The 13,682-nt window shown below is 67.0% G+C and carries 9 protein-coding genes; 5 read left to right on the top strand and 4 right to left on the bottom strand.

What is annotated here, in order from left to right; translation table 11 throughout:
* Nucleotides 1-61 precede the first annotated feature (61 nt).
* From ABRP28_RS00360 to ABRP28_RS00350, 3 genes are all read left to right on the top strand, one after another.
* The gene (locus ABRP28_RS00360) at nt 62-1,735 is read left to right on the top strand and encodes a RecQ family ATP-dependent DNA helicase (protein WP_350003928.1); all 1,674 of its coding nucleotides are present in this window, start codon (nt 62-64) and stop codon (nt 1,733-1,735) included.
* 41 nt (nt 1,736-1,776) lie between these two features.
* The gene (locus tag ABRP28_RS00355; protein ID WP_350003929.1) at nt 1,777-2,976 is read left to right on the top strand and encodes a TerC family protein; all 1,200 of its coding nucleotides are present in this window, start codon (nt 1,777-1,779) and stop codon (nt 2,974-2,976) included.
* Between the two features lie 112 nt (nt 2,977-3,088).
* On the top strand, nt 3,089-6,706 hold the full coding sequence (locus ABRP28_RS00350) for a TM0106 family RecB-like putative nuclease (protein WP_350003930.1): 3,618 nt from the start codon (nt 3,089-3,091) through the stop codon (nt 6,704-6,706).
* A gap of 13 nt (nt 6,707-6,719) precedes the next feature.
* Here the strand turns inward: ABRP28_RS00350 and ABRP28_RS00345 are convergent, their stop codons facing one another.
* The 3 genes from ABRP28_RS00345 to ABRP28_RS00335 all read right to left on the bottom strand — a co-directional run bounded on the left by ABRP28_RS00345 (nt 6,720) and on the right by ABRP28_RS00335 (nt 9,428).
* The gene (locus tag ABRP28_RS00345; RefSeq protein ID WP_350003931.1) at nt 6,720-7,079 is read right to left on the bottom strand and encodes an acylphosphatase; all 360 of its coding nucleotides are present in this window, start codon (nt 7,077-7,079) and stop codon (nt 6,720-6,722) included.
* 112 nt (nt 7,080-7,191) lie between these two features.
* Nucleotides 7,192-8,109 (bottom strand): glycosidase, encoded by a 918-nt coding sequence (locus tag ABRP28_RS00340; RefSeq protein ID WP_350003932.1) that lies wholly within the window; start codon nt 8,107-8,109, stop codon nt 7,192-7,194.
* Between the two features lie 254 nt (nt 8,110-8,363).
* Complete coding sequence (locus ABRP28_RS00335; RefSeq protein ID WP_350003933.1) at nt 8,364-9,428, bottom strand: adenosine deaminase; 1,065 nt, start codon at nt 9,426-9,428, stop codon at nt 8,364-8,366.
* A 48-nt stretch (nt 9,429-9,476) separates the two neighbouring features.
* Between ABRP28_RS00335 and ABRP28_RS00330 the strand changes: the two genes are divergently transcribed.
* Together ABRP28_RS00330 and ABRP28_RS00325 are read left to right on the top strand one after the other, a co-directional pair.
* Nucleotides 9,477-12,008: an excinuclease ABC subunit UvrA gene (locus tag ABRP28_RS00330; protein ID WP_350003934.1), complete on the top strand. Its 2,532-nt coding sequence runs from the start codon at nt 9,477-9,479 to the stop codon at nt 12,006-12,008.
* Nucleotides 12,009-12,224: 216 nt separating this feature from the next.
* Nucleotides 12,225-12,887: a transglycosylase family protein gene (locus tag ABRP28_RS00325; protein WP_350003935.1), complete on the top strand. Its 663-nt coding sequence runs from the start codon at nt 12,225-12,227 to the stop codon at nt 12,885-12,887.
* Between the two features lie 152 nt (nt 12,888-13,039).
* On the opposite strand, the gene ABRP28_RS00320 is transcribed toward ABRP28_RS00325, so the two are convergent.
* Entirely contained in the window at nt 13,040-13,627 is a 588-nt protein-coding gene (locus tag ABRP28_RS00320) for a hypothetical protein (RefSeq protein ID WP_350003936.1), read from the bottom strand.
* Nucleotides 13,628-13,682 lie beyond the last annotated feature (55 nt).

Raw genomic sequence — 13,682 nt, 5'->3', positions numbered from 1 at the left:
TAGGCTGTTTAAGTTGGCTGAAGCAAGCGGCCGCAGTAACCACTCTGTGCGGAGCGCCCCCATGTCCAACGCTCATGACCTCGCTGCCCTTGCGGCATCCTCCTTCTCCCTGGCCCACCTGCGGGACGGCCAACTGGCCGGGATGGCCGCCCTCGCCGACGGCCGCGACGTCCTGGCCGTCATGCCCACCGGCTACGGCAAGTCCGCGATCTACCAGGTCGCGGCCCAGCACCTGCACAACGCAACGGGACGTCCCGCCGTCGTGGTTTCACCGCTCATTGCGCTGCAGGAGGACCAGCTGGAGGGCCTCGACGGGGACCTGGGGCCGGGTGCGGCTGTGGCCGTCAACTCCTCCCGCAGCGATTCCGAGGTGGAGGCGGCATGGCAGGCGGTGGAAAACGGCACAGCCACGTTCCTCTTCCTGGCCCCGGAGCAGCTGGCCAAGCACAAGACCGTGAATCGCATCGCAGCCCTGGACATTTCCCTGTTCGTGGTGGACGAGGCCCACTGCGTCTCGTCCTGGGGCCACGATTTCCGCCCCGACTACCTGGGCCTGGGCCACGTCCGCGAACAGCTCGGCAACCCTCCCGTAGCCGCCCTCACCGCCACCGCATCGCCTCCGGTCCGGGACGAAATCGTTGAGCGGCTGCGCATGAAGGACCCGCTGGTCCTGGTCCGCGGGTTCGACCGGCCCAACATCGGCCTCGACGTCGTGCGCCACCACGAGGACAAGGACAAACGGAAGGCCCTGCTGAAGCAGGTTGCCGCCCTGGCCCGGGACGGGCAGGGGCTCCTCTACGCCGCCACCCGCAAGGACACCGAGAAGTACGCCGCCAAATTGTGCAAGGAGGGGCTGCGCGCGGAGGCGTACCACGCAGGGCGTTCCGCGGCGGACCGGGAGCACATCCACGAACAGTTCCTGGACGACCAGCTCGACGTGGTGGTGGCCACCACCGCTTTCGGCATGGGGATCGACAAGCCCAACGTGCGCTTCGTGGTCCATGCGGATATCCCGGAGTCACTGGACGCCTACTACCAGGAGATCGGCCGGGCCGGGCGGGACGGGGAACCCGCGGCCGCCGTCCTCCACTACCGGTCAGAGGACCTGGGCCTGCGGAAGTTCTTCGCAACCCACTCCCCCGATCCGGAATCCCTCCTGGCGGTGCTGAAAGTGCTGAAAGCAGCGGACGGGCCCACGCCCAAGTCTTCGCTGCCTGAGCTGACGGGGCTTCCCGCCCGCCGGATCACCGGGCTGCTTAACCAGCTCGAGGAAACCGGAGCCGTCACCCTTGGCAAGCGCGGCGTCCGCCTGTCCTCCAAAGCCAAGCTGCCCACCCTGGTGCGGGGCGCCGTCGAACTCGCCGAAGCCCGGCAGCGCGTTGACCAGTCCCGGCTCACCATGATGCGCGCCTACGCCGAGACGGACGGCTGCCGGCGCCAGTTCCTGCTGGGCTATTTCGGTGAGGAACTGGCAAAGGCCTGCGGCAACTGCGACGCCTGCGCCGACGCCGCAAGGCACTACACCCGTGACGGGGCGGACGACGGCGGCACAGCACCGGGCGGCCGGGCCGCGGAGCCGTTCCCGCTCCAGTCCGCCGTGGTCCACAAGGAGTGGGGGCCGGGATTGGTGATGCGGCATGAGGATGACGTCATCACGGTCCTGTTCGAACAGGAGGGCTACAAAACCCTCTCGCGCGCCGCCGTCGTGGAACACGAACTCCTGAAGCCGGCATAGGTGGGTAGGCTTTAAGGAGACTCCGACGAAAGGCCCGCAGCGTGGAAGTACCTGCTTATGTTTGGACCCTGACTATTGCCGGGATCGTGGGCCTCCTGGCCTTCGACTTCTTCTTCCATGTGCGCAAGGCCCACACGCCCTCACTCAAGGAAGCTGCCCTCTGGTCCTCGATCTATGTGGGCATCGCGGTGCTCTTCGGACTGGGCGTGCTGCTGTTCGGCGGACCCACGATGGGTACCGAATACTTCGCCGGGTACATCACGGAGAAGGCACTGTCCGTGGACAACCTCTTCGTCTTCCTGATCATCATGGCCAGCTTCCGGGTGCCCCGCGCGGACCAGCAGAAGGTGCTGCTGTTCGGCATCGTCTTCTCCCTGATCGCCCGCACGGGCTTCATCCTCCTGGGTGCGGCACTGATCAACAGTTTCGCGTGGGTGTTCTACATCTTCGGTCTGATCCTGCTGATCACCGCCGGCAACCTGCTCAAACCGGGCAGCCACGACGACGACTCCGAAGGCCTGGTGGTGCGGCTCGCCAAGAAGTTCCTGCCGGCGTCGGAACACTACGACGGCGACAAGCTGTTCACCGTTGAAAACGGCAAGCGCGTCCTGACGCCCATGCTCCTGGTGATGGTGGCAATCGGCGGCACGGACATCCTGTTCGCACTGGACTCCATTCCGGCGATCTTCGGCCTGACCCAGAACGTCTTTATTGTCTTCACGGCCACGGCGTTCTCCCTGATGGGCCTGCGGCAGCTGTTCTTCCTGATCGACGGGCTGCTGGACCGGCTGATCTTCCTGTCCTACGGCTTGGCCGTCATCCTGGGTTTCATCGGGGTGAAGCTCATCCTGCACGCCCTGCACGAGAACACCCTCCCGTTCATCAACGACGGCGAGCACGTCAGCGTGGTGGAGGTCAGCACGGGCGTTTCGCTGAGCGTGATCCTCGGCGTCCTGGTGATCACGGTCCTGGCGTCCATCTTCAGCCCCAAGGGCAAAGCCAAGAACGCTGTCTCCGGCGCCCGGCGGCACGCCGTGGAGTACCTGGACCTCAACTACGAGACGGACATGAACGAGCGGGACAAGATCTTCGCTGCCATGTGCCGCGAGGAGAACGAGATCCGCAAGCTTCCGGAGAAGTACAAGCGCCTCGTCCGCAACGAGACCGAGTTCCTGGACCTGCTGCGGAAGGCCCACGCCGAGCACGACAAAGCCCAGGTGCGGGCGGCCGCCGAGAACTAGAACAGTGATTGTCACCCCCTCTTGCTACGTTTGGATCAGGGCGGGGGAACAGTCTCCGGTTCTGGCAATAACAGCCTGAGGATGACAGCCCGGCTGTCGATGGGGAGGCCCCGTGTTCTTGCTCGAAGCCGCAGCGGCCGGCGCGCCGCCGGACCTGGTGTTTTCCGCCAGCGACCTTGTTGCCGCCAGCGAGTGTGAGTACCGGACGCTTCGGGTACTGGACGAGAAGCTGGGCCGCTCCCCCAAGGCCGAGTTCCCCGCCGACGAGATGCAGGTGCGCGCCGGCGAACTGGGCGACCACCACGAGCAGACCGTCCTGGCCAGCCTGATTGGCAAATACGGTGAGTGGGATGCCAGCCGCGGCGCCGGCGTCTACTCCCTGGAACGTGGCCAGAACCTGCGCGGGGACCTGCAGGCCAAGAACGCGGAAACCGAGCTTGCCCTGCGGTCCGGGGCGGACGTGGTGTTCCAGGCCACCTTCTTTGACGGGGAGTTCCTGGGCTATGCGGACTTCCTGGTCAACGAGGCCGCAGGCACGGGCAACCCCGGCCGGTACGAGGTCTGGGACACCAAGCTTGCCCGCCACGCGAAGGTGGGTGCCCTCCTGCAGCTTGCGGCCTACGGCGACCAGCTGCTCGGGATGGGGCTGGAGCCCTCTCCGGTGGTCACCCTGGTGCTGGGGACCCGCGTGGGTGAAGACTGGCTCCGCAGCAGCCATTCCCTGCCCGATCTGTTGCCGGCGTTCCGGGAACGGCGGCGGCGCTTCCGCGAGCTCACTGCGCAGCACCGGGCAGGGAACGCCACTGTGCAGTGGCAGCAACACGGGGTGGTCCACTGCGGCCGGTGCGACTACTGCGCCGAGCAGGTGCAGGTGCACCGGGACCTGCTGATGGTGGCGGGGATGTCCGTGGTGCAGCGGAAGAAGCTCCATGCGGCGGGCATCACCACCATCGATGAACTGGCGGCCATGCCTGCCGGGGACGCCAGGAATTCCGTGGTCCGGCTGCGGGCCCAGGCGCGGATGCAGCTGGGCCTGGACGCCGTGGCGGGGTCCCGGACGTTCACCAAGGACGGGGCGCCCCACACCGTCTCGTTCACCGTCCTCCCGGAAAACACCATCGGGTTGCTCCCACCGCCCAGCCCCGGGGACATCTTCTTCGACTTCGAGGGTGATCCCCTCTGGCAGGATCCGGCCACCGGCGCCTGGGGCATCGAGTACCTGTTCGGCGTTGTTGAGGCGCCGGTTCCGGACCATCACGGCGATCCCGTGTTCCGCCCGTTCTGGGCGCACTCCCGGGCCGAGGAACGCCGCGCCTTCCTGGACTTCCTCGCGTACGTGGAAGAACGCCGCGCCCGTTATCCGGACATGCATGTCTACCACTACGCCGCCTACGAAAAAACGGCCCTCCGGAACCTCTCCCTGGCGCACCAGGCCGGGGAAGACACGGTGGACGCATGGCTGCGGGAAGGGCTGCTGGTGGATCTCTATGCCACCGTCCGGCAGTCACTGCGCATCTCGGAGGCGTCCTACTCGATCAAGAAACTCGAACCGCTGTACATGGGCAGCAACCTGCGCTCCGGTGAGGTCAAAGACGCCGGAGCATCCGTTGTTGCGTACGCCGCCTACTGTGCAGCCAGGGACGCGGGGCGCTCAGCCGAAGCAGGGAAGGTCCTGGCATCCATCTCCGACTACAACCAGTACGACTGCCTGTCCACGCTCAAGCTCCGGGACTGGCTGCTGGACGTGGCGGGGCAGCCCGGCGGGGCACAAGCTGATCGTGCCGCTTCCGCCGGCCAACCGCCCCAGGGAGCATCCCCGGAGCGCGCGGCGGCCGCGGAGGAGACGCCTGAGGAAACCAGGCTGCGCGAATTCCTGGCGGGACTGCCCGAGGACCTGGCCTGGAGTGACGACCAACGCGCAATCGCCATGGTGGCCGCCGCCACGGGCTACCACCGCCGCGAACGCAAGCAGTTCTGGTGGCAGCACTTCGACCGCGTGGAGGCACCGGTGGAAAACTGGGCGGACCAGCGCAACGTGTTCCTGGTGTCCTCGGCGGAGGTGGCCTCGGACTGGGCGCTTGCCAAGCCCCGGGAACGGATGCGGACACGGACCCTCCGGCTCCGCGGCACCATGACGGAGGGCTCGGACTTCCGCGCGGACTCCACCTGGTGCCGGCTCTACGACGCCCCGCCACCTGACGGCATGGCTGCCCAGGATGCTGCCCCCGGTGCGCGGGCTTTCTCCTTTGGGACGAAAATCAGCGGCGTTGCTCCCGCGCCCGACAACCCGGAGCACACCATCATCATGGTTGCCGAGCGGGAGACCGGGAAGGTGGCCGCCTACCCGCACCTTCCCGTCGCCCTCACCGAGGACCAGCCGCTGGCCACCACCAGCATCGAGGCTGCCATCGCCGAGCTTGCCCGCACGGTGGGCGCCTCCCTTCCGTCACTGCCGGCCCATCCCGGCCTGGACATCCTGCGGAAACGGGCCCCGCAGTTCTACAGCCTTCCCGGCCCGGCAGGGGTGCGCCATGACACCGCGGGCGCTCCGGACTACGCTGCAGCCATCACGGCATCGCTTCGGGACCTTGGCCACTCCTACCTGGCAGTCCAGGGCCCTCCGGGAACAGGAAAGACGTTCGTGGGGGCCCACGTCGTCGGCCACCTCGTGGCTGACGGCTGGAAGATCGGCGTGGTGGGCCAGTCGCACAACGTGGTGGAAAACCTGCTCTGCCGTGCCATCGCCACCCGCGGTGTCTCCCCCACGGTTGTGGCGAAGAAGCTGGCTGCGCCGCACGATGTCCCCTGGACCCAGACGGCCGACGGCGACGTCGCCCGGCTGCTCGCCTCCCCCGGCGGCTGCCTGGTGGGCGGAACGGCGTGGACCATGACGGGCAAGGAAGTCCCGGCGGGCTCGCTGGACCTCCTGGTGATCGACGAGGCGGGCCAGTTCTCGCTGGCCAACACCCTTGCGGTTTCGCGCGCGGCCAAGCGGCTCCTCCTGCTGGGCGATCCTCAGCAGCTTCCGCAGGTCAGCCAAGGGGCCCACCCGGAGCCGGTGGATGAATCGGCGCTGGGCTGGCTGGCTGCGGGGCACGCCACCCTGCCTGCCAGCCTGGGCTACTTCCTGGCGGACAGCTGGCGGATGCATCCGGACCTGTGCCGGGCGGTGTCACGGCTCAGCTACGAGGGAAAGCTGCAGTCCGCGCCGGCGGCGTCGCTGCGCAACCTCGAGGAGCTGCCGCCGGGCGTCGAGACAGTGTTCGTAGAGCACGCCGGCAACACCACAGCATCCCCGGAGGAGGCCGCTGAAGTGGTGCGGCAGGCACGGCGGCATTTGGGGCTGAAATGGAAGCCCGGCGCCGAGGATGAGTTCCGGCCCCTCAGCCAGCAGGACCTGCTGGTGGTGGCCGCGTACAACGCCCAGGTCCACCTGGTGCGCAGGGCGCTGGAGGAAGCCGGTTTGCCGGAGGTCCGGGTGGGGACGGTGGACAAGTTCCAGGGGCAGGAAGCGCCGGTAGTGCTCGTGTCCATGGCCTGCTCTGCCGTAGCTGAGGCGCCGCGGGGAGCGGAGTTCCTGCTGAACAGGAACCGGATCAATGTTGCTGTCTCGCGGGGGCAGTGGCGATCGGTGATCATCCGCTCGCCCGAGCTCACCAGCTATATGCCGCACCGGCCCGCAGCGCTGGAGGAGCTGGGTGCGTTCCTGGGCCTGAGCCCGCGCGGCTGACGGGAGATGCCGGTCAGCGGGCCCTGAAACCGCGGAAGCCGCCGCGCGCCGCGGAGAACGAGTCCTCAACACGCTCCACCCGGCCGGGGGTGTTCGGGGAATTGAGCCAGTCGAGAAGTGCCCGGACCTGCCGCTCGGGGCCCTCAGCAACCACGGCCACCGAACCGTCGCTAAGATTTTCCACTTCGCCGGCCAGGCCCAGGTCCTCGGCCTTGCCCATGGTCCGGAACCGGAAGCCCACTCCCTGCACCATGCCGTAAACACGCGCCTCCAGCCGGACCGCATCCGTGTCAGCTGGAGCCGTCGCGCCAGGAGAAGCCGCTCCGTCGGAGGAGTCGGGCACCCCGGATGACGAACCTGCGTGCCTGGCCAAGGTGCCTCCCCTCCTGTCAGCGCCGCCCCCGCCCAACCAGGTAGCAGTAAGTGCCGTTCCGAGCCTCCAAAACGACATTAACTGCTACCTGGTTGGGCGGGAGGGCAACCCGTTAGTTGATGGTGATGTCGCGGGTGCTGTGGTTGTAGCGGATGGTCACGGTGCCGCCGGCGTGGTGCAGTTCGTGGTTGGGGCCGTCGAACGTGCCGTAAGCGCCGTAGTTCTCATCCCAGGAGCGGTTGATGGCGATCTTGAAGGTGTAGAAACCGGCAGGCAGTTCGGCGCTCTTCTTCCAGATCTGGTCCAGGAAGTCGAACTCCATCTGCGCTTCGTCGTACTGCGGCGCCCAGTTCTCCGGAGCGCCCAGGAAGGTATTGAAGTCGCCTGCAACAGCCACTGCTTCGGGCTGCGGGTGCGTCTCGACGTCCGCGTCCTCAAACGCCTCCGGCGCTGCGGGTGCGGCAACTGCCTCGGTCTTGGACGGTGCCTTGTCCTTGCGGACAGCCTTCACAACCGGTTCGACGGCGTCCTCGATCACCTTGGCTGCCCTGCCAACGGCGGCGGCGGCCTTCTTGGCAGGCGTCTTTTTGGTGGCCTTTTTGGGTTCCGTGGCGGCAGCTGCCGTTGCGGGAACCGCGGTGGTCTTCCGGACGAAGCCCTCTGGAGCAGTGGGAACCTGGACGTCGGCAGGGATGGGCGTGCCGGCGTCGAGCGCGCTGGCGAAGGAAACCGCATCCGGGAAGGCGACCGTGGCACGCATGCCTTCGTCGGTGATGGTCCAGCCGGAGCGGCCCTTGACCAGCCAGCCGGCCTTGACCAGCTTTGCCGTGGCGGAGGTGAGCGTCTTGTGGCCGCGGGGAATGCCGCCGCTGAGCAGCTCGGCCTCGTGCTCGTTGAACGGCATCCGGGCCGTTGCCTCGGCGAGGACCTGGCCCGCGTTCAGCGCATCGCCTGACCACACACCTTCGGTCAGGACATCCAGTACGGTCTTGAGTCGAAGGAAGGTGTTTTCTGCGGTGGACTTGGCCATGATTCCCCTTTATAAAAGCGATCGGTCTTAGGCATCTTGCCAACTGCCCGTTAAATCGCGCGACTTGAAATGGTTAACACTGCGTGTCGTGACCGACTGTTAAGCGGACGTCCCAACAAGTGAGGCTGAGGTCTCGGGAAACGGGCTGGCTGCACAACCCTTGAGCGCTGACATGGGTGCCGCACTGCACTTCCCAGACACGCCTGCGGCACCCAGTTTAGCCGCATGACGCGGCTGTTGTTGCCTCAGACACGTTACGGGTGCACGGCCTCCCCGCGGTTCAGTTCGTCCAGCAGCTCCGCCTTACGCTCCTCGGAAGCGAAGGACGAGTGGATGGAGTTGGCGGCGAGCCTGGCCTTGTCGAAGTCCGAGAGCTCAAAGACCGCGCCCAGCTGGGCAAAATTGTCATCCACGTAGCCGCCAAAGTAGGCCGGATCATCGGAGTTCACGGACACGTTCAGGCCGGCTGCCAGCATGGCGGGCAGGGGATGGTCCGCCAGGGTGTCCACGGCGCGCAGACGGACATTGGAGAGCGGGCACACCGTCAGCGGGATACGCGCATCCACCAGGCGCTCCACCAGGTCCGGATCATCCATGCAGCGGATGCCGTGGTCGATCCGTTCCACGCCAAGGATGTCCAGGGCTTCGATGATGTACGACGCCGGGCCCTCCTCCCCTGCGTGGGCGGTCAGCCGCAGGCCGGCTTCGCGGGCTTTCGCGTAGAGCCGCTCGAACTTGGACGGCGGGTTTCCCACCTCGGCGGAGTCCAGGCCGACGGCGGCGATCGGGGCGTTCATGGCCAGCAGGCCGTCCAGGACGTCCAGGGCGGATTCTTCGCTGAGATCACGGAGGAAGGCCGCGATCAGCAGCGTTGAGATCCCGAATTCTTCCTGGGACGTCGCCAGGACGGATGCAACGCCGTTGACGCACACTTCCAGCGGGATGCCGCGGGAGAGGTGGGCCTGCGGGTCCATCATGATCTCGGCATGCCGCACTCCTGCGGCGGCGGCCCGTTCAAGGTAGGCGCGGGTCATGTCCGCGAAGTCCTGCTCCGTCTGAAGCACGGCCATGTTGGCGTAGTAGAGGTCGAGGAAGGACTGCAGGTCCGTGAACTCATACCTTTCCCGGAGCTCGTCCAGGCCTGCATACGGGAGGGCGATGCCGTTCCGCTCCGCGAGCGCGAAAATCAGCTCCGGCTGGAGGGTTCCCTCAATGTGCAGGTGCAGCTCCGCCACCGGAAGGATTTTGGCGGGGACGTCCAGCTCTGCTGCGTCCAGTTCTCTCTCGGGCACGGCAGTGCCGCCGGCAAAGTTATCCATCGGGTCAGGATAATGCCCAGCGCCGGAATCACCACTAGAGTCGAACCAATGCAGAACGCTAAGCACGCTGATGACCTGCAGTACCCGTCTCCCGCCCCCGCCGCAGACGGTTTTGTCAGGGTCCGGGGTGCCCGCGAAAACAATCTCCGCAACGTGGATGTGGATGTCCCGCGCGATGCGATCGTGGCGTTCACCGGCGTCTCGGGGTCCGGCAAGTCCTCCCTGGCGTTCGGAACCATCTACGCTGAGGCCCAGCGGCGCTATTTCGAATCCGTCGCCCCGTACGCCCGCCGCCTGATCCAGCAGGGGCACAACCCGAAGGTGGAGCTGATCAGCGGGCTGCCCCCCGCCGTCGCGCTTCAACAGCGCCGCGGCGCTCCCAGCAGCCGGTCCACCGTGGGAACCGTCACCACGCTCTCCAACTCCCTCCGCATGCTGTTCTCCCGGGCTGGCACCTACCCGGCAGGCAGCACCCAGCTGGACTCGGACGCCTTCTCCCCCAACACAGCTGCCGGCGCCTGCCGGGAATGCCACGGCCTGGGCATCGCGCACACCGTCACGGAGTCCTCGCTGGTCCCGGACCCGTCACTGAGCATCCGCGACGGCGCCATCGCCGCCTGGCCCGGCGCATGGCAGGGGAAGAACCTGCGGGACATCCTCACCCACCTGGGCTACGACGTCGACGTCCCGTGGCGCAAGCTACCCAAAAAACACCGTGACTGGATCCTCTTCACCGAGGAACAGCCCGTGGTGGAGGTGACCCCACAGCGGGACCGCGTTGCCAAACCGTACAAGGGGAAGTTCTGGAGCGCCCGCAGCTACGTCCTCCATACGCTGGCCGATTCACAGAGCGCTTCCATGCGTGAACGCGTGCTGGCCTACATGGAGTCCGGTCCGTGCCCGCGCTGCTCGGGCACGGGGCTGGTGCCCGAGGCCCTGGCCGTCACGTTTGCGGGCAGGACCATCGCGGAACTCAACGGCCTCCCCATGGCGGAGCTCGCCGAGGTTGTCCGCCCCACCGCTGTACTGGACGACGCCGGCACGGCCTCCCGCACGCAGCTTTCCGGGGAGTCCAACGAGGTAGCGGTGGCCATCACCCGGGACCTGCTCCAGCGCATCACGGTGCTGCTGGACCTCGGGCTCGGCTACCTGGCGCTCGGCCGGGCCACCCCCACCCTCTCGCCGGGCGAGATGCAGCGGCTCAGGATCGCCACGCAGCTGCGGTCCGGCCTGTTCGGTGTGATCTACGTGCTGGATGAACCGTCCGCCGGGCTGCACCCTGCCGACGCCGAGCCGCTGCTGGAGGTGCTGGCGCAGCTGAAGTCGTCCGGCAACTCGGTGTTCGTGGTGGAGCACAACATGGACGTGGTCCGCAGGGCGGACTGGCTGGTGGATGTAGGCCCCCGCGCCGGCGAAGGCGGCGGCGAAGTGCTCTACAGCGGGCCGGTTGACGGCCTCGCCGGAATTGAAGCGTCTGTCACCAGGCCTTTCCTTTTCGACGGCGGCGATTCCGTCCCGTCTGGCCGTTCCGGTACCGGCCGGGTGCGGGAACCGGAAGAGTGGCTGGAGCTGAAGGACATCACCCGGCACAACCTGCGCGGGCTGGATGCCGAGTTCCCCCTGGGCGTCCTGACGGCAGTCACCGGCGTGTCCGGCTCCGGCAAGTCCACCCTGGTGAGCAAAGTACTCGGCGAGGTGGTGGGCTCCGGCCTAAGGACCCCGGCTGAGCAGGATGAATCTGCCGAGCCGCTGGAACTGGGAGCCGTCCTGGGTCACCACCGCATTGACCGCCTGGTGACGGTGGACCAGAAGCCCATCGGCCGGACCCCGCGATCCAACCTGGCCACCTACACCGGCCTGTTCGACGCCGTGCGCAAGGAGTATGCCGCCACGGAGCAGGCCAGGGCCCGCGGCTTCGGCGCCGGCAGGTTCTCCTTCAACATGGCGGGAGGACGCTGCGAAACCTGCCAGGGCGAGGGGTTCGTCGCCGTCGAACTGCTCTTCCTGCCCGGCAGCTACGGCCCCTGCCCGGAATGCGCGGGATCGCGATACAACCCTGAAACGCTTGAGGTCCAGTACCACGGCCTGAATATCGCCGAAGTCCTGGCCATGACGGTGGACGCCGCCTCCGGGTTCCTGGCCACCATCCCCGCAGCGGCGAGGAGCCTCAAGAGCCTGCGGGATGTCGGCCTGGGTTATCTGCGGCTGGGGCAGCCAGCCACCGAGCTCTCGGGCGGCGAGGCGCAGCGGATCAAGCTGGCCACTGAGCTGCAACGGGCCCAGCGTGGCCACAGCCTCTACCTTTTGGATGAACCCACCACCGGGCTGCACCCTGCCGATGTCCAGCTCCTGATGGCCCAGCTCCACGGCCTGGTGGACGCGGGAAACTCCGTGGTGGTTGTTGAGCACGATATGGCAGTAGTCGCCGGCGCCGACTGGGTCATTGACCTCGGCCCGTCAGGAGGGGACAAAGGCGGCCTGATCGTGGCTACCGGGACGCCGGCCGCCGTCGCCCGTTCCACCCGGAGCCGCACCGCTCCGTACCTGGCAACCGCGCTCGGTCAGGGAACCCCCAGCTAATGCCCAGAAACATCTCGATTTGATAACGGCCGCGCAATGTCCTAGCGTAAAAGGCATGCCCGCCGCTGGCGGACCCATGAATGCCCGGTGCTGCCTTCACCACAACTGCCCAGCAGGCAGCCACCGAAACGACCTCTATTCGTCAGGGGCGGGCAGTGGCGCGATGATCTCCGGGGACGGAAGCAGCGCAGGTGGCCTTCAGGAGCATCACCCATCATGAAAAACACCAAATTCCGTACTGCCGCACGCCGCGGAGCAACTGTAGCTGCCATCTCCGCTGCAGGCCTGGCTCTCTCAGCCACCGCTGCCAACGCCACCACCAGCACCTCCACGTGGGATGCCCTGGCACAGTGCGAGAGCAGCGGCAACTGGTCCATCAACACCGGCAACGGCTACTCCGGCGGCCTGCAGTTCAGCCCCACCACCTGGGCTGCCTTCGGTGGCACGGGTTCCGCCGCTGACGCCAGCCGCGAGCAGCAGATCGCCGTAGCCGAGCGGGTCCAGGCCTCGCAGGGCTGGGGCGCCTGGCCCTCCTGCTCGGCCCAGCTAGGCCTGAGCGGCGGCGGCAGCGGCGTTGCGCCCCAGTCCGTTCCGGTGCAGTCTGCTCCGGTCCAGAGCGCGCCAGTGCAGGCAGCTCCGGTCCAGGCCGCACCGGTGCAGAGCGTGCCCGCAGAGCAGGCCGCTCCGGTTGCGAAGCACGTGACCTCCGTGGCCCTGAGCGGCGAGACCTACACGCTGCAGGCCGGCGACACCCTAAGCAAGGTTGCCGAGAAGCTTGGCATTGAAGGCGGCTGGCAGCACCTTGCCGACGCCAACCTGGACACCATTGCGGATCCCAACCTTGTATTCGCGGGACAGGTCATCCAGCTTCCGGCCTAGTGGCTGTTGAAGCTGCGCAGCAGCTGCCCGCAAGGGCACCAAGATCAGGTCGGCGATAGACAAATTCCGTTGACCAGCTACGACGCCGGCACGCCCCCACAAGGGGATGTGCCGGCGTCGTTCTTTAATGGTTTTACAGGCCGCAGCCGGCCCTACGCGGCGCCGGGCAACTCCCGGACAATCCGCACCTTCCACGCCGAGTCATCGCTGGTGTCCAGCAGGGCGACCGTGCCGTGGGCCAGGTTGAGGGCGACCCGCTTGGCGGCGAGCAGCTCAAGGTAAAGGTGCTCGTTCATCCGGGCGGGGGTGTCGATCATGTATTTCACGGCGTCGCGGACCTTGCGGTAGTTCGCGCTGCTTTCGCGGTGCTTGTGCAGTTCCAGGGCTGAGCGCTGCTTCAACCGCGGCTCGTGCCGGTTCAGCCAGGAGACGGCGGCATGGACGGCAACCACGAGGGTGAGCGAAACGCCGTAGATCCACCAGCCGCTCGAGAGCAGGAACAGTGGAAGATTTCCGATGGCCACGATGGCGATCACAATGCGGAGCGCGGCGATGCGGCGCATTGTCAGGGCGACCGCGGCCATGCCGTCGCGGAAGCGGTGCTGTTCCTTGCGGGCCGCGGCGGGATCAAGGGTGAACTCGTCGAGGACAAGGATGCCCTTTGCTTCCGGGCTCAGCATCTGCCCGTAGCGGGGCAGGGAGGGGGCGGTTGCGGTGGTTTTTTCAGGTGTTGATGTCATGAGGGAGCTTCCAAAACGCCGGGGTGGTTGCGGTGATCTTAGTGGGTTGGGAGCA

Origin of the sequence: Pseudarthrobacter sp. WHRI 8279, assembly GCF_040224115.2 — a bacterium.
Taxonomy (GTDB): Bacteria; Actinomycetota; Actinomycetes; order Actinomycetales; family Micrococcaceae; genus Arthrobacter.
This window is presented reverse-complemented; position numbering and strand designations above follow the sequence as displayed.

Excerpts from the sequence above, each read along its gene's own strand:
- ABRP28_RS00330 (WP_350003934.1), top strand. The coding sequence starts at position 9,477 with ATGCAGAACGCTAAGCACGCTGATGACCTGCAGTACCCGTCTCCCGCC.
- ABRP28_RS00325 (WP_350003935.1), top strand. The coding sequence starts at position 12,225 with ATGAAAAACACCAAATTCCGTACTGCCGCACGCCGCGGAGCAACTGTA.
- ABRP28_RS00320 (WP_350003936.1), bottom strand. The coding sequence starts at position 13,627 with ATGACATCAACACCTGAAAAAACCACCGCAACCGCCCCCTCCCTGCCC.
- ABRP28_RS00335 (WP_350003933.1), bottom strand. The coding sequence starts at position 9,428 with ATGGATAACTTTGCCGGCGGCACTGCCGTGCCCGAGAGAGAACTGGAC.
- ABRP28_RS00360 (WP_350003928.1), top strand. The coding sequence starts at position 62 with ATGTCCAACGCTCATGACCTCGCTGCCCTTGCGGCATCCTCCTTCTCC.
- ABRP28_RS00340 (WP_350003932.1), bottom strand. The coding sequence starts at position 8,109 with ATGGCCAAGTCCACCGCAGAAAACACCTTCCTTCGACTCAAGACCGTA.